This window comes from Promicromonospora sp. MEB111 (genome assembly GCF_030209445.1).
In the GTDB taxonomy this organism is placed as follows: domain Bacteria; phylum Actinomycetota; class Actinomycetes; order Actinomycetales; family Cellulomonadaceae; genus Promicromonospora.
In genome coordinates this window covers 57,465-79,203 of sequence record NZ_JARVSD010000028.1, presented here as the reverse complement: position 1 = coordinate 79,203, position 21,739 = coordinate 57,465, and the positions used below count along the sequence as shown (strand labels likewise).

The window sequence follows — 21,739 nt, the reverse complement described above, 5'->3', positions numbered from 1 at the left end:
TTCTGAAACTTCATTGACCTTGATCGACGGTGTGCGCTCAACTGTTCGCCACCCGAGCAGGACCCCGGTGCGCGAGAGCGCGCTACCCGTGGAGGAACCATGAACCCGAGACTCCGGCCGCTCCCTGTCGCGACCGCCCTCGCGCTGACCCTCGCCCTGTCCGCCTGCGGTTCGGCCGGCGCCGACGACGCGGCCGGTGACGCCGGCGGCGGCTCCATCAGCGTGGCCGTCACCGACCCGATCCAGACGATCCCCGGCCGCCAGACCGTCGCCTACGACCTGAACATGGCCGTGTGGTCGCCGCTGACCTGGATCGACGCCGACGGCGAGCTCACCTACGTGGCCGCCGAGTCGATCGAGTCGGACGACGCCACCACCTGGACGGTCACGCTGCGGGACGGCTGGACGTTCCACGACGGCACCCCCGTGACCGCCCAGTCGTACGTCGACTCCTGGAACGCGGTGGCCTACGGCCCCGACGCGTTCGAGAACTCCGGCCAGCTCGCCGGCATCGCCGGGTACGACGACCTGAACCCGGCGGAGGGCGAGCCGAAGACCACCGAGATGTCGGGCCTGGCGGTCACGGACGACCTGACGTTCACCGTGACGCTGGACGGTCCCGACGGGCAGTTCCCGATGCAGGTCAGCCAGGCCCAGACCGCCATGTACCCGATGCCCGCCTCCGCCCTGGAGGACATGGACGCCTACAACGCCCACCCCGTGGGCAACGGCCCGTTCGCCGTGGTCGGCGACTACGTGGAGAACGAGCCGATCGAGACCGAGGCGTACGCCGACTACCAGGGCACCGCCCCCACGGTCGACGCCATCTCGTTCGTGCCGTACGCCGACGCCACCACCGCCTACACCGACGTGCAGGCCGGCAACATCGACGTCGCGAGCGTGCCGGCGGCCCGGCTGCCGCAGGCCTCCGGCGACTTCGGCGAGCGCCTCCACACCTTCGAGGCGCCCGGCATCTCGTTCCTCGGGCTCCCGCTGTGGGACGAGCGGTACGAGGACGTGCGGGTGCGCCAGGCCATCTCGATGGCCATCGACCGCGAGACCATCTCCGACGTGGTCTACGGCGGCCTCTACACGCCGGCCACCGCGTTCACCCCGGCCGTCGAGGCGGGCACGCCCGAGGGCATCTGCGGCGAGTTCTGCGCGTACGACCCGGAGGCGGCCAAGGCCCTGCTGGACGAGGCCGGCGGGTTCGACGGCACCATCGACATCTACTTCCCGGGCGGCATCGGGCTCGACGAGCTGTACAAGGCCATCGCCAACCAGCTCCGCCAGAACCTGGGCGTCGAGGCCGTCGCCACGCCGAGCGCCGACTGGGCCGAGTTCTCCGAGAACCGCACCAACGGGGACATCGACGGCCCGTTCTTCTCCCGCTGGGGCGCCCTGTACCCCAGCCAGCAGAACACGCTGCGCTCGTTCTTCGTGGAGAACGGCGGCTGCCCCAACTGCATCCCCTACTACGAGGACGACGTCGCCGAGCTGATCGCGGCGGCCGACGCCGAGGCCGACCCCGACGCGGCCGGCGAGGCCTACGCCGCGGTGCAGGAGCGGATCCTGGAGGACTTCCCGGCGCCGCCGCTGTTCTTCGAGACGTACTCCTACGTCACCTCGGAGCGCGTCGCGGAGCTGCCCACGTCCGCGGTGGGCAACCCGACCTTCTCCGCCGTCGTGCTCGCCGAGGGCGCATGAGCGGCGTGACCACCGGGGGGCTCGACGCGGGCCTGCTCGACGACGTGCTCGACCGGGCCCGCGCCGTCCCCCCGATCAGCGACTTCCCCACCGTCGACGCGCTCCTGGACTGGTTCTCGGCCCTGGCCGACGACCACCCGTCGCTGGTGCGCCGGCGGCGGGTGGGGACGTCGCGGCTCGGGGAGCCCATCGAGATGTTCTCGGTGGGCGACGGGCCGCGGCCGCACCTGCTCTTCGCGGGCGTGCACCCCAACGAGCCCATCGGGTTCCGCACGCTGCAGCACCTGGCCGCCGAGCTGGTGGCCGACCCCGGGCTGCGCGCCTCGACCGGCGCCACGTGGCACCTCGTGCCGTGCATCGACCCGGACGGCACCCGGCTCAACGAGTCCTGGTTCGGCAACCCCGCCGACCGCGCCGCCTACGCCCGGGGCTTCTACCGTCCGGCGCCGTCGGAGCAGGTGGAGTGGACGTTCCCCTTCGCGTACAAGGACGCGTACTTCGACGACGTGATCCCGGAGACCCAGGCGCTCATGCGCCTGATCGACGAGCTGCGGCCCGAGCTGATGGTCAGCCTGCACAACGCCGAGCTGGGCGGCGTGTACTACTACCTCAGCGAGGACCTGCCCGACGCCGTCGCGCCGCTGCACGCCGTGCCCGCGGCGCTGGGCCTGCCGCTCGACACGGGCGAGCCCGAGTCCCCCGCCCTGGAGCGGCTGGCGCCCGCGATCTACCGGGCCGGCTCGACCCGGGACGAGTACGACTACCTGGAGTCCCTCGGTCTCGACGCCCCGTCGCTGGTGGGCGGCGAGGGGTCGGCGGCCTACGCCCGGCGGCACGGGACGGTCAGCCTGATCGCCGAGCTGCCGTACTGGTCGCACCCGGCCGCGGACGACACGGCCGAGAGCGACGCCGACTACGCGGACGTCGTCCGGACCAAGGCCGAGGCGCTCGTCGAGCTCGGGGGCACCCTGACCGGCCTGCTGGAGGAGGTCCGGGGCGACCTGACGCTGCGCAGCCCGTTCCTGCGGGCCAGCGAGTCCTTCGTGCCGATGATGACGGACGCGGGCACCAGCGAGCTCGTGCGGGCCGGGCGGCTGCCGTCGCGGCCCGCCACCGGCGCCGAGGTGTTCAGCAACGAGGAGGTCGTGCGGATGTTCCGGCTGCGGTTCGGCGGCATGCTGGTCCGCGCGCTGGAGGCCGAGGCCACGGCCGGGCTGGCCACGGCCCGGCTGCACCGCGTGCACGCGCGGGCCCGGGACCTGTACGACGGCTGGCTGGCCGACGCCCGGTCCGTGGCCGGCCTGGAGGTGCTGCCGGTGGAGCGGCTCGTGGGCGTGCAGTACGGCGCCACGCTGGCCGTGTCGCACGTGCTCGCGGCGCGCGGGTCCGGCTCCGGCGGAGGGGGCGGACGGCGATGACCCGGCGCGTCACCCGGCGCCTGGTGGACCTCCTCGTGGTCTTCCTCGGCGTCACGCTGATCATCTACCTCATGGTCTTCGCGCTGCCCGGGGACCCGATCGCCGCCCTCGGCGGCGACCGGCCCCTGGCCCCGAACGTGGTGGCCGAGCTGCGCGAGCGGTACCACCTGGACGAGCCCGTGCTGCAGCAGTACCTGCGCTACCTCGGCGGGCTGCTCCAGGGCGACCTCGGCACCACGTTCCAGGGCCAGTCCGTGGCCGACCGGATGGCCCTGCGCTGGCCCGTGACCATCACCCTGGCGCTGACGGCCTGGGGCATCGAGGTGCTTCTCGGGGTGCTGCTCGGCCTGGTCGCCGGGCTGCGCGCCGGCGCCGTCAGCGACCGCCTGGTCCTGGCCGGCACCGTCGTGGCGACGTCGATCCCTGTGTTCGTCCTCGCCGTCTCCGCCCAGCTCTGGCTGGGCGTGGAGCTCGCCTGGTTCCCCGTGGCGGGCACGGGCGCGGGCTGGCCGACGGCGTACCTGCTGCCCGCCGCGGTCATCGCCGTGTTCGGGCTCGCCTCGGTGGCCCGGCTGATGCGCGGCTCCGTGGTGGACACGCTGCGCACCGACTTCGTGCGGACCCTGCGGGCCAAGGGCCTCCGCGAGCGCCAGGTGGTCGGGGTGCACGTGATGCGCAGCTCCGCGATCCCGGTGCTGACCTACCTCGCGATCGACCTCGGGTACCTGCTCGGCGGGACCGTCGTGGTCGAGGGCGTGTTCAACCTGCCCGGCGTCGGACAGCTGCTGTTCCAGGCGATCCGGGCCCACGAGGGACCCACGATCGTGGGCGTGTCCACCGCGCTCATCCTCGTGTTCCTGCTGACCAACCTGCTCGTCGACCTGCTCGCCTCCGTCCTCGACCCGAGGATCCGCCATGAGTGAACCCCTGCCCGCCGCCCCCGTCGCCGCGGGACCCACCACCGGACCCACCACCGGACCCACCGCCGCGGCCCCCGCCACCGCACCGGCCGTCGCCCGGCGCGGCGTGTGGCGCACGCTGCGCCGTCGTCCGCTGTTCTGGGTGTCGGCGGCCGTGCTGGCCGTGCTCGGCCTGGTCGCGCTCGTCCCGTCGGCGTTCGCCGGCTGGTTCGGCCACCCCGACCCGCGGGCCTGCGACCTTGCCTCCAGTGCCCTGCCGCCCGGCGGCGGGCACGTGCTGGGCACCGACGTGCAGGGCTGCGACGTGTGGGCCAACGTCGTGTTCGGCACGCGCGCGTCGCTCACCGTGGGGCTGCTGTGCACCGCGGTGGCGCTGGCCGTCGCGCTGGTGGTCGGCACACTGGCCGGGTACTACGGCGGCTGGCTCGACCGGGTCGTGGCCCGGCTGACCGACGTGTTCCTCGGGTTCCCGTTCCTGCTCGGCGCCGTGGTGGTGCTGACGTCGGTGGGCTCGCGGTCCGCCGTGTCCGTGGCCCTGGTGCTGGCCCTGTTCTCGTGGCCCACGATGGCCCGGCTGGTGCGCGGCTCGGTACGCACGGTGCGGGACGCGCCCTACGTGGAGGCGGCGCGCGCCATGGGCCTGCCCGACCGGCGGATCATCGCGCGCTACGTGCTCCCGAACGCGCTGGGACCCGTGCTGGCCGTCGCGACGATCATGGTGGGCAGCGTGATCGTGGCGGAGTCCACCCTCACGTTCCTCGGGCTGGGCCTCAACGCGCCGTCGATCTCGTGGGGACTGCAGCTCTCCAGCGCGCAGTCGTTCTTCCAGACGTCGCCGCACATGCTGGTGGCGCCCGCCGTGGTGCTCACGATCACGGTGCTGGCCATGATCACGCTGGGTGATGTGCTGCGCGACGTGCTCGACCCGAGGGGTCGCTCGTGAGCCCGGCTCCTAGGGTGGGCGCATGAGCAGCCACACCCCCGCTGACCAGCCCGCGGACCAGCCCACCGACCTGCCCGCCGACCTGCCCGCCGATGGCGCCGACGAGCCCCTGCTCGATACCGCCGCGGAGCACTTCGTGGAGCAGTTCGCCCTGACGTGGAGCCCACGGATGGAGGGCCGGATCATCGCGCTCCTCATGATCATGGACCGGCCGTACCTGTCCGCGCAGCAGATCGCGAGGCTGCTCAAGGCCAGCGCCGGGGCCGTGTCCACCGGCACCCGCCGGCTGGCCGAGGCCGGGTTCATCAAGCGCCACTCCGTGCTCGGCGACCGCCAGCACTACTTCCGCGTGGAGGACGACATCTGGGGCAGCTTCCTCGCGGGCGAGCGGAACTACCTGTCCCACCTGCGGAACGTGATCGACGACGGGCTCGCCATCGCGGGCGACGCCGACGGTCCCCACAAGCGCCTCGTCAACGCGCGCAACTACATGGAATGGCTTGCCGGGTACCACCGCAAGATGCTCGCCGACTGGGAGGCGTACCGCGACGCCCAGCCGGCGGACGGAACAGGAGAACCGTGACCGACGTCGCCACCGCTTCCGGCCCCTCGCCCGAGACCGAGCCCAGCCCGTCGTCCGGCACCTCCCCGGTGCTGGAGGTCCGCGACCTGACCGTCACGTTCCGCGTCGACGACGGGCACGCCCCCGACGTCCACGCCGTGCGCGGCGTGTCGTTCGACGTGCTGCCGGGCGAGGTGCTCGCCGTCGTCGGCGAGTCCGGCTCGGGCAAGAGCGTCACGTCGCTCGCCCTGCTCGGGCTGCTCGGCCGGCACGCGGAAGTGGGCGGCAGCGCCCTCCTCGGCGGGGCCGGGCAGGAGCGGGTCGAGCTGATCGGCCTCGACCGGCGCGCGCTGCAGGACGTGCGGGGGCGCCGCGTCGCGATGGTCTTCCAGGACTCGTCGGGTGCGCTGGACCCCGTGTTCACCGTGGGCTACCAGCTCGACGAGATGCTGCGGCGGCACGCGCCGGACCTCACGCGTGCCCAGCGCCGGGAACGGTCCGTGGAGCTGCTGCGCCTGGTCGAGCTGCCCGACCCGGCAGAGCGCCTGAAGTTCTACCCGCACCAGTTCTCCGGGGGCCAGGCCCAGCGCGTGATGATCGCGATGGCGCTCGCCTGCGACCCCGAGGTGCTGCTCGCGGACGAGCCGACGACGGCGCTCGACGTCACCGTGCAGCGCGAGGTGCTCGACGTGCTGCGCCGGCTGCGCGAGCGGGTCGCCACGTCGATCGTGCTGATCACGCACGACATGGGCGTGGTCGCGGACCTCGCGGACCGCGTGGTCGTGATGCGCGGCGGCGAGGTGGTCGAGACCGCGCCGGTGCGGCGGCTCTTCGAGGCGCCGCGCGCGGCGTACACCCGGGAGCTGCTGGCGGCCGTGCCCCGCGTGGGCACGCCGGACCGCCCGAGCGGGGCCGACGGCGCGGGCCGGCCCGCCCTCGCGTTCGACGACCTGGTGGTGGAGTACCGCGACCGGCGGGGCCGCGCCGTGCGTGCCGTGGACGGCGTGACCCTCAGCGTGCAGCCCGGCGAGATCGTCGCGCTGGTGGGCGAGTCCGGCTCCGGGAAGTCGTCGATGGGCCGCTGCGCGCTCGGGCTGGCGCCCGTCACCTCCGGCTCGGTCGAGGTGGTGGGCACCCGCCCGGGCCAGGACACCCCGCGGACGGTGCGCGCCGCCCGGGCCCGGATCGGGGTCGTGTTCCAGAACCCCGCCGCGTCGCTCAACCCGCGCTACTCGATCGGCGAGTCCGTGGCCGAGCCGCTGCGGGTCCACGCGGGCCTGCGCGGACCCGAGCTCGAACGGCGCACCGCCGAGCTGCTGGAGAGCGTGGAGCTCCCGGCGTCGTGGGTGTCCCGGTACCCGCACGAGCTCTCGGGCGGCCAGCTCCAGCGCGTCTCGATCGCCCGGGCCATCTCGCTGGGCCCGGACCTGCTCATCGCCGACGAGCCGACGTCGGCCCTGGACGTGTCCGTGCAGGCCACCGTGCTCGACCTGTTCCGCCAGGTGCAGCAGTCCCTAGGCTTCGCCTGCCTGTTCATCAGCCACGACCTCGCGGTGGTGGACGAGCTCGCCGACCGCGTCGCCGTCATGCACCGGGGCCGCCTCGTGGAGACGGGCGCGCGCGCCCAGGTGCTCGGCCGCCCGGAGCAGGACTACACGAGACGCCTCCTGGCGGCGGCCCCGGTCCCGGACCCGGCCGAACAGGCGGCCCGCCGAGCGGCCGTGGGCTAAGCGGCGGTGGGCTGAGCGGCCGTGGGCTGAGCGGCCGTGGGCTGAGCGGCCGTGGGCTGACGGAGGTTCAGCAGGCGGTCCACGACCGCGTGCACCCCGCTGACGGTCGCGGACCGCCTGCTGAACCGGGGCCGGTACCGGCAGCCGAGATCCGGCCGTGACCTGCGGTCAACCCCGTCGTAAGGCGCGGGCCCTAGCGTGCCGCCGTGCCCCTACCTCACCCCGCCGGCGCAGCACCACGAGCCGGCGCCACCGAGCAGGTCAGTACCACCGGGCAGGTCGGCGCCACCGGGCGGGTCGGCGCCCTCGACGGGTTGCGCGGTCTCGCCCTGCTCCTCGTTGTCGCGTTCCACCTCTTCGGCCAGGGCCGGGTCTCGGGCGGCGTCGACGTGTTCCTGGTGCTGTCCGGGTACTTCGCGACCGCCGCCCTGCTACGACGCGCCGAGGCCGGCACCCTCCGGCTCGCGGCGCACTACGCCCGCACGCTCGCGCGCCTGCTCCCGGCGGCGCTCGTGGTGCTGGCCGCCGTCACGGTCGCCCTGCTCACGCTCGCGCCCCGGCTGCGCTGGTCGGCGGGGCTGCGCGAGGTCGGCGCGGCCGCGACCTTCTGGGAGAACTGGGAGCTGGTGCACTCCGCGCTCGCGTACGGCGCGGCCGGACCCGACGCCAGCCCGCTGCAGCACTTCTGGTCGCTCTCCGTGCAGGGCCAGTTCTTCGCCGTCTGGCCGCTGGTGGTGCTGGGCCTGGTGGCCGTCGCCCGACGCCGCGCGTGGGCCGGCCGCACCCCGCTGCCGCCCCGCCGCCTGGTCACCGCGGTGACGGCTGCGGCCACCGCCACGTCGTTCGCCCACGCGCTGTGGCTCGTCCACGCGGACCAGCAGGTCGCCTACCTCAGCACCTTCACGCGGTTCTGGGAGATCGGCGTGGGCGCGCTGCTCGCCCTGCTCCTCCCGCACCCCGGCCGCGCCATGGCCCGGGCCGGGCGCGTCGCCCCGGCACCGTCCGTGCAGGCCGCCGCCCGCTTCGGTGGCGTGCGGAGTCTGCTCGGGTGGGCGGGCCTCGCCCTGGTCGTGGGGTCGGGCTTCCTGGTCGACGGCGCCGACGTGTTCCCCGGGGCCTGGGCCCTCGTGCCCGTCGGCGGCGCGGCGCTGGTGCTGATCGCGACCGCCCCGGGGCCGACGGCGGGAGCCCGCCCCGCCGGGCATCCGTCCCACGGCGTCGAGCGGCTCCTGGACAGCGCCCCGCTGCGCCTCGGCGCGCGCGTCTCGTACGCGCTGTACCTGTGGCACTGGCCGGTCCTGGTGTTCTGGCTCCTGACGACGGGGGCGCACCGCGCGAGCCCTCTGACCGCGGCCGGGGTGCTCGTGGTCTCGGCCGGGCTCGCCTGGCTCACCACGCGGTACGTCGCCGAGCCGCTGCTCGCCCACGTCACGGCACGCCTGGCCGCACGCCGGCCCGCGAGCGCCGTCGGCCCCGCCGACCCGGCCCATCGACCCGGCCCCGCCGACCTGGCGGGCGACGTGACCTCCCGGGCCGCCGCGCCGCCGTCGGGCAGGCGGACGCTCGCCGTGCTGGCGGGCGCCGCCGTGCTGATGCTGGGCGGTGCCCAGGCCGCGGCCACCGCGCACGACGTGACGGTGCGGCAGAGCGTCGACGACCTGCTGGCGCCCTCGCCGGACCATCCGGGCGCCGCGGTGCTCGCCCCGGGCGCGCCCGACGCGGACCCTCCCCGGGGCCTGGACGCCGTCCCGTTCCGGCCCGCCACGTGGGTGGCCTACGACGACCATCCCGACCGGCCGGACTGCGCGCAGGGCGGCGACCGGTCCGAGCTGCTGGAGTGCACGATCGTGGCGCAGGCCGACCCGGCGGCCGTCCTCTACCTCGCGGGGGCGTCGCACGAGCAGCAGTACGAGGAGGCGTTCGCCGCGCTGGCCCGGGCGCACGGCTGGGAGCTGCGCGAGATGCTCAAGCACGGGTGCCGCCTCGCGACGTCGGGCGGCGGTGAGGGGTCGGCCGGGCCGGTGCCCCCGCCGTCGTGCGCCACGTGGAACGAGCGGGCGCTGGCCGCGCTGGTGGCGGCCCGCCCGGACGCCGTCGTGGTGATCGGCACGCGCACGTACGAGGACGGCTCGCCCGAGCAGGTGCTGCCCGGCCAGGTGGGCGCGTGGCGCACGCTGGACGACGCCGGGATCCGCGTCGTGACCGTCCGCGACAACCCCCGCTTCGAGTGGTTCGTGCCCGAGTGCCTCGACACCACGACCTTCCCGGAGGCCTGCGGGCGTCCCCGTGCCGAGCAGCTCGCCGCCGTCTCGCCCGCGCCGACGGCGCCCGGCGTGCCCGCGTCCGCGGTCCACCTGGACCTCACCGACTCGATCTGCGGGCCCGAGGTGTGCGCGGCCGTGGTGGGCAACGTGCTGGTCTACCGCGACGACGACCACCTGACCGACACGTACGTGCGCACCCTCACGCCCGCCGTGGGGCGGCAGCTCCGGTCGGGCGCGCCCTGGCTGTTCGAGGACGGGCGGAGCACCGGACCGGGGTAACCTCTGCGGCGATGAGCAGCACGCAGCACGACCCGGGACCGGACCAGCTCAAGGGCATCCTCATGGTGCTCGTGATCTTCGGGCACACCTTCTGGCAGGGCGTCGGCGAGTCGTGGGCCAAGTGGATGATCTACGGCTTCCACATGCCGATGTTCCTGTTCCTGTCCGGGTACATGATCTCGATGGCACGGTTCGGCACCCGGCCGTGGGGCGAGCTGCTGCGTCACTACTGGAAGCGCATGATCGCGGCCTGGCTCGTGGTCAGCGTGCTGTGGCTGGCGGTGCAGGAGCCCGACGCCTTCGACTCGGTGCGGTCGTTCGTCGAGGTGCTGCTGCTGCGCCCGTCGTTCCACCTCTGGTACGTGCCGATGCTGTTCCTGAGCGTGCTGCTGCTGCGCCTGCTCGGCCCGGCACTCAACCGCTCCGTCGCCGCCCGGGCGGCGCTCGGCCTGGCCGCCGTCGCGGGTGCGCTGCTGTTCCAGACGCCGCTGAAGGAGCTGGTCCCGCAGGTCGTCCTGGACAACGTGGACGCCCGGTACGCCGGGTACTTCGTCTGGATCCTGCTCGGTGTGGCGGTGCGCAACGGGTGGTTCCCGCGCCTCGCCCTGGCGTGGGTGCTGCCCGTGGTCGCGGTCGGCCTCGTGGCCCGGAGCTGGGTCTACACCTCGGACGCCGCCGGGCCGTGGTGGAGCGTCGCCGCGTTCACCGTGCTGTCGATCGGCGCGTCCCTGTGCGTGCCGGCGCTCCGCGACGCCCTGCGCACACCCCTGCCGATCGTCGGCGAGGGCCTGCGCACGGTCGGCCAGTACTCGCTGTACGTGTACCTGCTGCACCCGTTCGTCACGGACGCGCTGCAGACCCCCGAGATCGGCTGGGCGCGCTCGATGGCGCTCGGCGCCGCCGTGACCGTCGCGATCCTGGTGGCGAGCTGCGTCGTGGCGGGCGTCCTGGAGCGGGTCGGCGTGTGGCGCCGTCGGCCACGCAGACTCGGCTAGTCAGTACCGCGGGTACGCGTAGTAGAGCACCTGGGACTCGGGCACCCAGTGCTCGACGACGCCGCGGACGCCCGACGGGAGCGCGCCGCCGCCCCCCGTGTTGCCGTCGATCACCTTGATCCGCGAGCCGTCCACCTGCACCACGAACATCGTGTGCGACGCCGCACCGGAGGCGATGTAGGAGACGAAGGCCAGTGCTCCGACCCGCGGGGTCGACCCGGTGGGCAGCTTGCGCCGGACGGAGTCCTTGTAGGCGCCCCACGTGGTGGACTGCGGCACGAGCCCCGCGTGGCCGGAGGCCTTGAAGATCCAGGACTGGAACAGGCCGCACCACGGCGCGTTCGTGCGCGCCCACACGTTGTACTTGCTGTACCAGTCGTAGCGCGAGCCGTTGTCGCCGTCGTACCGCACCCGGTAGCCCACCTGGGACCGGGCCGCCGCCACCACCTCGCCCAGTGCACCCTTCAGCCCGGTCGCCGCCTCGGCGCCGTCGCCGTTGGAGTACAGCACGCCGCCCTCGAACCGCTGCACGCAGCCGCCGCGGGCCAGGCCGCACAGCGGGTCCATCACCGGGGCGCCCATGCGGCCCGTGGCGCCGCCCAGGTGCCGGTACTCGCCGAGGATGCCGCCGTGCACCCACCAGGTGCGGTCGCGCCCCGAGCGGGTCACCTTGACGAGGATCCCCTTCTCGTAGGAGCGGGACACCACGGTGCGGGTCACCTGCCGGTGGCCCGACGTCGGCCTGCCGATCGCGGCACCCATCTGTCGCTCGCGGGAGGTCATGGTCCGGTCCGCCGTGGTGAACCCGACGCCGATCCGCGCCGTCCATGACGACCGCGCGCTCGACGAGCCGCGGTAGATCGCCCGGTACTCGTAGACGGCGCCCGCACGCACGCGCACGCTGTACCGCCCGGACCGGTTCGTGGTGTCCGTGCCCACCGTGCGCCAGCCGGACTCGTCCATCCGCTTCTTCTGCACGACGACGGCGCGGCCCCGCGCCGGTGAGCCGCTCACCGTGAGCCGGCCGAACATCCAGAACGTCTCGCCCTTGCGCAGCCGCCGCTCGGTGACGGCGCCGGTCAGGGCGCTCGACCGCGCGGCGGTGGCGACGGCGTCGACCGTGGTGCCCGGCGCCGCGGCGCGCGCCGCTCCGGCCCCGGTCCCGCCGGCAGGCGTTCCGGCCGCGGTCGTGCTCGCCGCGACACCCGTGGTGGGCACGAGCAGCGCGACCGCCAGCGCCGTGCCGACCCAGCGGCGCGGCCGGCGCGGGCCGGTCCGCCCCGCGTGCCGTGGCGTCGTCCGCGCGCCCCTGGCGACCCGGTCCGTCCCCGCACCGGGCTGCCGAGCGAAAGATCGCCACATGTCCGGCAGGCTACGTCCGACCCGCGGAACGCGCAGGACGAACGCGCACCCGGCCGGTCAGAGCCGCGCGGGCAGCGCCTCGCGCAGCCGGTCGGTGAGCTCGGTCATGTAGGTGCGTGTCACGTGGTTCGGGTCGCGGTAGACCAGCACGTTCCCGATCACGGCGGGGCAGGTCTCCTCGTCGCAGAAGTAGTCGAGAACGTCCACGGACGTGACCCGCGGCGCCTCCTCCAGCGCGCCGGGCACGGTGTCCCGGCCGCCCAGGGCGTCGCTCCTCGGCTGGTCGCACTGCGTCGGGTCCGTGTAGTTCTCGGTGACGCACTCGATCACGTCGTCCCGGGCGTGCGGGGTGTCCCGCAGCACCACGACCTGCGAGCCCAGGTCGGCGAGCTCGTTCCAGACCTCGGCGAGGCCCGCGGCGCCGGAGTGCTCCTCGCCGTCGCGCGGGGCGAGCGAGTACGACTCCTGGAAGGTGGTGACCACCATGTCGGGCGCGAGCTCGCGCAGCTCGGCCCGGGTCTGCGCGTTGGCCGCGTTGCAGGCGTCGATCTCCGGGCTCGCGCCGTTGCGCGAGTCGGCGCTGTACGGGCAGGCGGAGTGCAGGTACGTGACCACGCGCCAGTTGCGCTCCGTGGCGACCTGGACGAGCGGCTCGGTGAACATCGCCGCGTGCGAGTCGCCCACCACGGCCACGGTCGCCGTCGGGTCCTCCGTCGCGCCGAACTCGCACGGGGTCGTGACGGAGTCCCGCTGTCCCGCCTGGCAGGCGTCGACCTCGGGGCTCTTGTCCTGTGCGGCCTTGATCGGGTTGGGCGAGATCGCGGTGCTGCCGTCGACGAACGGCGCGAAGTCCCGCTGGATCCCCTCGGGGATGGTCTGGTCCGCCTCGCCCGCGGCCTCCTGGGCGTTGTGGTCCCAGCGCTCGATGATGCCCTGCACCCGCCACGGCAGGGTCAGGGTGAGCCCGGCCACGACGAGCATCGCGACGAGGGCGGTCACGAGCATGCGCCCGTCGGCCCGGAACCAGCGCGACGCGCGCACCGGCTGCTCCACGAGGGCGTAGCTGGCGATGGCCATCGAGAACGAGGCCAGGAGGATCACCATGATGTCGGTGAACCGGGGGTCGCGGCCGGTGTAGACGCCGAAGAACACGATCACCGGGAAGTGCCACAGGTACAGCGAGTAGGAGATGTCGCCGATGCGCTGCACGCCCCACGACTCGGTGACCGTGCGCAGCGAGCCCGGGCCCGTGGTGCGGCCCGCCAGGATCACGGCGCACGCGCCCAGCACGGGCGCGAGGGCGGCGAAGCCGGGGAACGGGGTGCCGTCGTCGAACAGGCACGCGGCCGCCACGATGGTCGCGGCGCCGAACACGGCCATCGTGCTGCGCAGCGGCGCGAACCGCTGCGTGTCCCGGATCAGCAGCGCCAGGATGCCGCCCGCGGCGAGCTCCCAGACGCGGGTCAGCGTCGAGTAGTAGGCCACCGGGTCGTCGGCGAGCGACTGCCGGACGCCCCAGACCAGGGAGGCGACACCCACCACGCCGAAGATCACCAGCAGGACGCGGCGCAGCGACTCGGGGTCCTTGACCACGACGCCGCGGCGCGCGCCGCCCCAGATCCCGACGGCCAGCAGCACGAGCAGCGGCCAGACCAGGTAGAACTGCTCCTCGACGCCCAGCGACCAGAAGTGCTGGAACGCGGTCGGGTCGTTGCTGGCCGCCTGGTAGTCCACGGCCTCGGCCGCGAGCGCCCAGTTCTCGACGTAGAGCACGGAGGCGAGCGCCTGCCGCCACCACGACTCCACGAGGGAGGGCGGCAGCAGCACGAGCGAGAGCACGATGACGCCGACGGTGGTGACCACCGAGGCGGGCAGGATGCGCCGGGCGCGGGCGGCCCAGAACTTCTTGAGGCTCACGGATCCCGTGGTCGAGACCTCGCGCCACAGGTGGCCCGTGATGAGGAACCCGGAGATCACGAAGAAGACGTCGACACCGATGTAGCCGCCCGGGAGGACCGCGGGATCGATGTGGTAGACGACCACGAGCAGCACCGCGAGGGCTCGCAGTGCCTGGACCTCGGGACGGAACTTGCGGGTGCGGACGGGGGCCTCGGACGTCGTGGAGGCGCGGTCCTCAGTGGCGGCGGGTGCCGTCGTCGTTGCCGTCATGGAGTGTCAGACTCTTCGCTTCGGGGGCAAGGACGGGGCCGAGTGTCCCACAGAAACAGTGGGGTGAAGAATTTCGTGTTTCGCGTCCGTCTCAGATGTGCGGATGCGATGGCGATCCTGGTCAGGACGCGTAGGTTGCCCTACGGGGTCCCGCAGGGGGACTCGAACTTTCAGCCACTGGAGAGTGAAGCATGCGCATGTCCCACTCCCGTCGAGCACTCGCCGTCGCCACGGCGACGACGCTCGCGCTCACCGCGCTCGGCGGTGTCGCCGGCGCCGCGGACGAGCCCGAGTCGACCCCCGTCCCGATCGTCACGCCGGACGGGGCTCTGTTCTCGTACGTCGTGAACACGGAGCGGGCCGGCGCCGCCCAGACGGCGCTCGCCACCAAGGCGGTCAAGCGCGCCGACGGCGTCGTCGTGCAGAGCTGGCCGCAGATCGGCGTCGTCGTGGTGCACTCCGCGAACGGCTCGTTCCGCGAGGACGTGGTGGCGCTCGACCGCCTCGGCGTCATCGAGTCGGTCGGCGCGACGCGCACCGTCTCCCCCACCGAGGGCACGCCCGGCACCGACGCCCCGGCGGGCGCCAAGGAGAGCCGGTCCGTGGTGGGCAAGGGGCAGAAGAGCTCCGTGGGCGGCACCGTCGACGGGCCGTCCCGCTCCACCGCGGCCGACCCCGACCCGGGCGAGGTGACGCAGTGGGACATGGAGATGATCAAGGCCGACCAGGCGATCGAGGTGAACCCCGGGTCGTCGCGTGTCACGGTGGGCGTGCTGGACTCCGGCATCGACGCGGCGCACCCCGACCTGGCCTCCCAGGTCGACGCCGACCAGTCCGTGAACTGCACCGACGGCGGCAGGCCCGACCTGTCGGCGACCGGCTGGCTGCCCACCACGTCCGACCACGGCACGCACGTGGCCGGCACCATCGCCGCGGCGCAGAACGGCACCGGCATCGTGGGCGTGGCCCCGGGCGTCAAGCTGGCCTCGGTCAAGGTCGTGAACGACGACGGCTACATCTACCCCGAGTACGCGGTCTGCGGCTTCGTCTGGGCCGGCCTGGAGCGCATGGACGTCACGAACAACTCGTACTACGTGGACCCGTTCATGTACTGGTGCGAGGACCAGCCCGACCAGGCCGCCGCCAAGGAGGCCGTGCGCCGCGCGGTGGAGTTCTCGACCGCGCGGGGCGTGGTGCACGCCGCCGCCGCGGGCAACGCGGCCACCGACCTGGCGAACAACACCTCCGACGCGTCGAGCCCGAACGACTCGGCAGCCGTGCAGCGCGTCATCAACTCGGGCTGCGAGGAGATCCCCGCCGAGCTGGACGGCGTCGTGTCCGTCTCGTCGCTGACCCAGGCGGGCAACCTGAGCTCGTTCTCGAACCGCGGCCTCGGCAAGATCGACGTCTCCGCGCCGGGCAGCTCGATCCTGTCCACCGAGCTGGACGGCACGTGGGGCCTCAAGAGCGGCACGTCGATGGCGTCGCCGCACGTCGCGGGCGTGCTGGCGCTCCTGAAGTCCGCGCACCCGCGCTGGTCGCCCGCCCGGCTGGAGGCGGCCGTCCGGGCCCAGGCCGACGACCACGAGTGCACCACCACGACGGCCGGACCGGCCTGCGTGGGCACGCCGGCGGAGAACAGCTTCTACGGTGACGGCATCGCCGACGCCCTGGACGCCGTCGACCGCTGACGCCGCGCCCTGAACGTGTCAGACCCTCAGATCCCTCCGGGGATCTGAGGGTCTGACACGTTCGGGGGTCAGAAGCGGGTGCGCACCGCCGGGGGCTTCATCGGGTCCACGAACAGCCACTGCGCCTTGGCCCGCAGCGCGTTGTGCAGCGGGCGGGCGAGGGTCCCCGCGTAGGTGGCGGTCATGTGGTTGTCGTCGCGGTAGATCAGCACGTTGCCCACCACGCCCTGGCAGAGCTGGTCCCCGCAGATGTACCGGGTCAGGTCGAGGTGCACGGCCGAGTCCGGCACGCCCTCGGCGTCCTCGACGGGGTTGACCGGCGAGTACACGTCCGCGCGGGCCCGGGCGCAGCTCACGCTGTCGGCGTGCTGCTCCACGCACGCGGGCACCTGGAACCCGAACCGGGGGTTGTCGCGCAGGGTGACCACCCGGATGCCCGCGTTCGCGAGCTGCCGCCAGGCCCGGGCCTCCGCCGGGATCACCGTGTCGCCCGGCTCCGTGGTCGACGTGCGGCTGCCGATCACCACCACGGCGTCGGGCCGCAGCTCCTCGAGCCGCTCCAGCGCGTTGATCCGCCACGACCAGCACATGTCCGCCGGGTCCACCGGACCCACGGGCGCCGCGAGGCGGCAGCCACGCCGGGCCAGGAGCAGCACCTCCCAGTTCTCCCTGCTGCCCACCTCGGCCATGGCCGGCGCCCACTGGATCATGTGGGAGTCCCCCACCATGACCACAAGGTGGTCCGCGTCCGGCGAGTCGGTGACCGTGCACGTCATCGGCACGTCGGTGCCCGGGTTCACCACGTTCTCCTGGATGCAGCCGTCGTCGTCGACGGCGGGCAGGTCCAGCGCGGCGACGGCGGGCGCCGGCAGCACCTCGACGTCGTCCGGCACGTCCGCGCCGTGCGCCGGGCTCAGGGCGAGCGCCCCGGGATAGGCCCGCGCGTCCGCCTGCGCGGCGGCCTCGGCGGCGGCGAGCAGGGCGGCGTCCTGCCGCTCCAGCAGCCGGATGCCGACGACGGTGCCGCCCGCCACCAGCGACACGCAGACCGCGGTCGCCACGAGCGCACGCGCGCCGCCCACCGCCTCCCGGAACCGCTGCGCGGGATCGGCCACCAGCTTGGTGGTGAGCCAGGACAGCGCCACCGAGACCGCCATGATCGCCGCGGCGCCGAGCGGGTCCACCCGGTCCAGCCCGGCGTGGTGCAGGTAGGCGATGAGCAGCGGCCAGTGCCACAGGTAGAGCGCGTAGGAGATGTCCGCCACGAAGCGCAGGGGCGCCACCTGCAGCAGCCGGCGCGGCCCCCAGGCGGCGCCTCCGCCGGAGCCCAGCAGCACGAGCAGCGCGCCCGTGACCGGCCACAGGGCCCAGGGCCCCGGGAACAGCACGCCGCCGTCGAGCACGAAGCCGCTGGAGACCACCAGGCCGAGCCCCGCCCAGCCCAGCAGCGGCCGCAGGCCGTGGGGCACCCGCAGCCAGGGCAGCAGCAGGGCGAGGAAGCCGCCCACGCCCAGCTCCCAGAACCGCGCCCAGGAGTGGAAGTAGGCGACGGGCTGGTCCGTGCCGTGCAGGTTCAGCGCGAAGACGAACGAGGCCACGGTCAGCGCGCCGACCACCACGAGCAGCAGGTCGCGCGAGCTGATCCACAGCCGGCGCGCGACCGCCACCACGAGCAGCACCACGACGGGCCAGACCAGGAAGAACTGCCCCTGGACGGACATCGACCAGAAGTGCTGCAGCGGGCTGGTCTGGGGGCCGGCCGCGCCGTAGGAGAGCTGGCCGGCGATCATCTCCCAGTTCACGTAGTACAGCGCGGAGGCGAGGAGCTCACGGCCGGTCTGCACCCAGGTACCGCGCGGCAGGACCCACCAGGTGAGGGCCGCCGTCGCGGCCAGCACCAGCAGGGCCGGGGGCACCAGGCGGGCGAACGTGCGCCCGTAGTGCTCGCCGAGGCGCAGGCTCCGGGTGTCGGCGCGGCGCAGCAGCGAGCCGGTCGCCAGGAACCCCGAGAGCACCAGGAACACGTCGACGCCGCCGGAGACCCGCCCGTTGCCGAACAGGTGGAACGTCACCACGAGGGCCAGGGCCAGGCCGCGCAGGCCGTGCAGCTCGGGGATGTGCGCGCTCGCGCGGGGCCGGACGACGGCCAACGGCAGCGGCCGGTCGTCGGGCGCACCGGCCGGGCCCGCCGTCACGCCCGAGGGCGGCAGCGGGTCGGAGACAACGGTCACTGATCCTCCGGGTCGGTGCACGGAGCGTGTGGTCCGGCGGAGGGGACGAGCGCCCTGGCCAGGGACCACTTCGGCAGCGTCGGAGGGCCGCCGACCGAGGTCGGCGGCCCTCTGGCGCTGCGGAGCGTATCAGGACCGGGTGGACGCACCCAGCGCTGGCCGGACCCCGCCCGAGCGGTGACCCGGAGGTGACTCAGTACTGGTGCGCGGCCCCGCCGATCATGCCGGCGGCGACGGTCTTGTTGGTCGCCTCGTCCACGAGGATGAACGCGCCCGTCTGGCGGTTGGCCTGGTAGGAGTCCACGAACAGCGGCTGGGTCACGCGCAGGCGGATGCGCGCGATCTCGTTCAGCCTGATCTCCGTGGCCTCCTCGTCGCGGTGCAGGGTGTTCACGTCCACGCGGTAGTTGATGTTCTTGACCATCGCGCGCGCCCACCGGGTGGTGTGCTTGATCGCGTACTTCTTGCCCTGCACCAGGGCGGCCGACTCGTCCATCCAGCAGATCTGCGCGTCGACGTCCTGTGTCACCGTCGGGGCGTTGTTCGGGCGGCAGATCATGTCGCCGCGCGAGATGTCGATCTCGTCGGCCAGGCGCACCGTCACCGACATGGGCGGGTACGCCTCCTCGACGGGACCGTCGGCCGTGTCGATGGACGCGATGGTGGTCTCCAGCCCCGCGGGCAGGGCCAGCACCCGGTCGCCGGGCTTCATGACGCCGGACGCGACCGTGCCCGCGTAGCCGCGGTAGTCGCGCGTGTCGTTCTGCTGGGGCCGGATCACGTACTGCACCGGGAACCGGACGTCCACCAGGTTGCGGTCGGAGGCCACGTGCAGCCGCTCGAGGTGGCTGAGCAGCGGCGAGCCGTCGAACCACGGCATGTTCTCGGACCGCGTCACCACGTTGTCGCCCGCCAGGGCGGACACCGGGATGAACGTCAGGTCGGGCACGCGCAGGCGGGAGGCGAACTCGGTGAACTCCGCGCGGATCTTCTCGAAGACCTGCTCGTCGTAGTCCACGAGGTCCATCTTGTTCACGCAGACCACCACGTGCGGCACGCCCAGCAGCGTGGCCAGGAACGTGTGGCGGCGCGACTGCTCCACCACGCCCTTGCGCGCGTCCACGAGGATGAGGGCCACGTCCGCCGTCGAGGCGCCCGTGACCATGTTCCGCGTGTACTGGATGTGGCCGGGGGTGTCCGCGATGATGAACTTGCGCTTGGGCGTCGCGAAGTAGCGGTACGCCACGTCGATGGTGATGCCCTGCTCGCGCTCGGCGCGCAGCCCGTCCGTCAGGAGCGACAGGTCCGCGTAGTCGTTGCCGCGGTCCCGGCTGACCTGCTCCACCGACTCGAGCTGGTCGGCGAAGATCGACTTGCTGTCGAACAGCAGCCGGCCGATCAGGGTGGACTTGCCGTCGTCGACGGAGCCGGCCGTGGCGAACCGCAGGAGGTCGCCGCTGACGACCTCGTGGTGCGCCCCGGCGGCCTCGCCCGCGTCCGGAAGAGTCGTCGTCATCAGAAGTAGCCTTCCTTCTTGCGGTCCTCCATGGCGGCCTCGCTCACCTTGTCGTCGCCGCGCGTGGCGCCGCGCTCCGTGAGCCGGACGGCGGCCACCTCCTCGACGACGTCGCGCAGCGTGACCGCGGCGGACTCGACGCAGGCGGTGAGGTTCGCGTCGCCGACGGTGCGGTATCGCGTCGACAGCACCTGGGCGCTCTCGCCGTCCTTGAGCGGGGTGAAGTCGTTGACCTCGTAGAGCATTCCGCTGCGCTCCACGACCTCGCGCTCCTTGGCGAGGTAGAGGTCGGGCAGGTCGATGTTCTCGGCCTCGATGTAGGACCAGATGTCCAGCTCGGTCCAGTTGGACAGCGGGAACACCCGGATCGACTCGCCCTGGTGCACGCGGCCGTTGTAGAGGTTCCAGATCTCGGGGCGCTGGTTCTTCGGGTCCCACTGGCCGAAGTCGTCGCGGAAGGAGAACACGCGCTCCTTGGCGCGGGCCTTCTCCTCGTCGCGGCGGCCGCCGCCGAACAGGGCGTCGAAGCCGTGCTTCTCGGCCGCCTCCAGCAGCACCGGCGTCTGGATCCGGTTGCGCGAGCCGTTGGGCTCCTCCTGCACCAGACCCCGGTCGATCCCCTCCTGGACGGAGGCGATCACGAGCTGCACGCCCGTGCGGTCCACCCAGCGGTCGCGGCAGTCGAGCACGGTCTGGAAGTTCAGGCCCGTGTCGACGTGCATGATCGGGAACGGGACGCGCGCGGGGGCGAACGCCTTGACCGCGAGGTGCAGCATGACGATGGAGTCCTTGCCGCCGGAGAACAGCAGACAGGGCCGCTGCATCTCGGCGACCACCTCGCGCATGATGTGGATGCTCTCGGCCTCCAGGCTGCGCAGCTGGCTCAGGACGTGACTCTTCACTCCTCAAGCACCTTCTTTGCTATCTGCCCCGACCACGGACGCGACACCTACGGTGTCGAGCAGCTCGCGCAGGCGCGGAGCCAGTGCCGGGGGGCATACGAACAGGTCGGGGAGCCAGGGGTTCTCCCGGTTGTACCGGAGCTCGGATCCGTCCACACGGGTGCAGACGAGACCGCGGGACCGGGCCACGGCGACAGGGGCCGCGGAGTCCCACTCGTACTGCCCACCCCCGTGGACATAGGCGTCAACGGTAGCGTCGGCGACGGCGAGCACCTTGACCCCGGCGGAGCCCATCGGCACGAGCTCGACGTCGTCGCGCTCGGCCAGGGCGGCCACGAAGGCGGGCGGGCGACTCCGGCTCGCGGCGATCCGCAGCGGCCGGTCCCCGGACAGGACGGCGGCCGAGTCGTCGCCCGGCACGATGCCGTCCGCGGTGGTCAGGACCTGCCCGCGGGCGGGCAGGGCGACGGCGCCGGAGGTGAGGCCTGCGCCCCGCTCCCAGAGCGCGACGTGGACGGCGAAGTCGTCCCGCCACTGCCCGGCCAGGGGCCCGTCGGCGTGCCGCTCGGCGAACTCGCGCGTGCCGTCGAGCGGGTCGATGATCCACACCCGGTCCGCGGCGGTGCGAGCGGCGTCGTCCTTGGCCTCCTCGGAGAGGACGGCGTCGGCGGGCCGGGCGGCGGTCAGCGCGGCCGCGAGCCAGGCCTGGGCGGCGGCGTCACCGGCGTCCTTGAGCTCCTTGGCGACGAAGGCGCCGCCGGCGGCGTCGACCTCCGCGCGGAGCGCGAGGAGCACCTCTGCCGCTCCCTGGGCGAGTGCGCGGGCGAGGGCGTCGTCGTCGAGCGACGCCGGAGGGAGCGTGGGGGACAGCGCGTTCATCGGTCTCCAGGGTGGACGGCTTCCGGCAGATCCGGCCGTCCTGACGCGACGCTCGACAGGGGGCCAAGGTGCCACAGGTGCAGTCCGGCGGACGCGCCGAGGCTACCATTCCGCCATGCGATCCAGCGCCAGTGGACCAGTAAGCATCACTACCGGCAGCAGGGAGCGCTA

Annotated in this window: 15 protein-coding genes; 9 read left to right on the top strand and 6 right to left on the bottom strand. The window is 73.4% G+C overall.

From position 1 onward, the window contains the following. Window positions 1–99 precede the first annotated feature (99 nt). The 8 genes from QRN56_RS26195 to QRN56_RS26160 all read left to right on the top strand — a co-directional run bounded on the left by QRN56_RS26195 (window position 100) and on the right by QRN56_RS26160 (window position 10,818). Window positions 100–1,707, top strand: a complete 1,608-nt coding sequence (locus tag QRN56_RS26195; RefSeq protein WP_285108255.1) for a peptide ABC transporter substrate-binding protein — start codon at window positions 100–102, stop codon at window positions 1,705–1,707. After that, on the top strand, window positions 1,704–3,125 hold the full coding sequence (locus QRN56_RS26190; protein ID WP_285108253.1) for a M14 family zinc carboxypeptidase: 1,422 nt from the start codon (window positions 1,704–1,706) through the stop codon (window positions 3,123–3,125). The genes QRN56_RS26195 and QRN56_RS26190 overlap by 4 nt, the downstream gene beginning before the upstream one ends. Then, window positions 3,122–4,048 (top strand): ABC transporter permease, encoded by a 927-nt coding sequence (locus QRN56_RS26185; protein WP_285108252.1) that lies wholly within the window; start codon window positions 3,122–3,124, stop codon window positions 4,046–4,048. The genes QRN56_RS26190 and QRN56_RS26185 overlap by 4 nt, the downstream gene beginning before the upstream one ends. After that, window positions 4,041–4,988, top strand: a complete 948-nt coding sequence (locus tag QRN56_RS26180) for an ABC transporter permease (RefSeq protein WP_285108250.1) — start codon at window positions 4,041–4,043, stop codon at window positions 4,986–4,988. Before QRN56_RS26185 ends, QRN56_RS26180 begins: the two co-directional genes overlap by 8 nt. Window positions 4,989–5,010: 22 nt before the next feature. After that, a complete protein-coding gene (locus tag QRN56_RS26175) occupies window positions 5,011–5,571 on the top strand; it encodes a GbsR/MarR family transcriptional regulator (protein WP_285108248.1) in 561 nt (186 codons plus the stop codon). Continuing rightward, window positions 5,568–7,280 (top strand): dipeptide ABC transporter ATP-binding protein, encoded by a 1,713-nt coding sequence (locus QRN56_RS26170; RefSeq protein WP_502928842.1) that lies wholly within the window; start codon window positions 5,568–5,570, stop codon window positions 7,278–7,280. The genes QRN56_RS26175 and QRN56_RS26170 overlap by 4 nt, the downstream gene beginning before the upstream one ends. A gap of 206 nt (window positions 7,281–7,486) precedes the next feature. Further along, window positions 7,487–9,823, top strand: coding sequence for an acyltransferase family protein (locus QRN56_RS26165; RefSeq protein ID WP_285108246.1), 2,337 nt, complete (start codon window positions 7,487–7,489; stop codon window positions 9,821–9,823). An 11-nt stretch (window positions 9,824–9,834) separates the two neighbouring features. Beyond that, window positions 9,835–10,818 (top strand): acyltransferase family protein, encoded by a 984-nt coding sequence (locus QRN56_RS26160; RefSeq protein WP_285108244.1) that lies wholly within the window; start codon window positions 9,835–9,837, stop codon window positions 10,816–10,818. On the opposite strand, the gene QRN56_RS26155 is transcribed toward QRN56_RS26160, so the two are convergent. Continuing rightward, complete coding sequence (locus QRN56_RS26155; RefSeq protein ID WP_285108242.1) at window positions 10,819–12,180, bottom strand: CHAP domain-containing protein; 1,362 nt, start codon at window positions 12,178–12,180, stop codon at window positions 10,819–10,821. Window positions 12,181–12,237: 57 nt separating this feature from the next. Further along, window positions 12,238–14,349: an acyltransferase family protein gene (locus QRN56_RS26150; protein WP_285108240.1), complete on the bottom strand. Its 2,112-nt coding sequence runs from the start codon at window positions 14,347–14,349 to the stop codon at window positions 12,238–12,240. Between the two features lie 197 nt (window positions 14,350–14,546). Here QRN56_RS26150 and QRN56_RS26145 point away from each other — a divergent pair, with 197 nt between their 5' ends. Beyond that, window positions 14,547–16,040 (top strand): S8 family peptidase, encoded by a 1,494-nt coding sequence (locus QRN56_RS26145; protein ID WP_350224614.1) that lies wholly within the window; start codon window positions 14,547–14,549, stop codon window positions 16,038–16,040. Between the two features lie 68 nt (window positions 16,041–16,108). Here the strand turns inward: QRN56_RS26145 and QRN56_RS26140 are convergent, their stop codons facing one another. The 4 genes from QRN56_RS26140 to QRN56_RS26125 form a co-directional block, all read right to left on the bottom strand. Next, window positions 16,109–18,271 (bottom strand): acyltransferase family protein, encoded by a 2,163-nt coding sequence (locus QRN56_RS26140; protein ID WP_285108236.1) that lies wholly within the window; start codon window positions 18,269–18,271, stop codon window positions 16,109–16,111. A gap of 193 nt (window positions 18,272–18,464) precedes the next feature. After that, entirely contained in the window at window positions 18,465–19,787 is a 1,323-nt protein-coding gene (gene cysN, locus QRN56_RS26135) for a sulfate adenylyltransferase subunit CysN (RefSeq protein ID WP_285108234.1), read from the bottom strand. Then, window positions 19,787–20,689, bottom strand: coding sequence for a sulfate adenylyltransferase subunit CysD (gene cysD, locus QRN56_RS26130; RefSeq protein WP_285108233.1), 903 nt, complete (start codon window positions 20,687–20,689; stop codon window positions 19,787–19,789). The genes cysN and cysD overlap by 1 nt, the downstream gene beginning before the upstream one ends. Window positions 20,690–20,692: 3 nt before the next feature. Next, window positions 20,693–21,568, bottom strand: coding sequence for an inositol monophosphatase family protein (locus tag QRN56_RS26125; RefSeq protein WP_285108231.1), 876 nt, complete (start codon window positions 21,566–21,568; stop codon window positions 20,693–20,695). Between the last annotated feature and the right edge of the window lie 171 nt (window positions 21,569–21,739).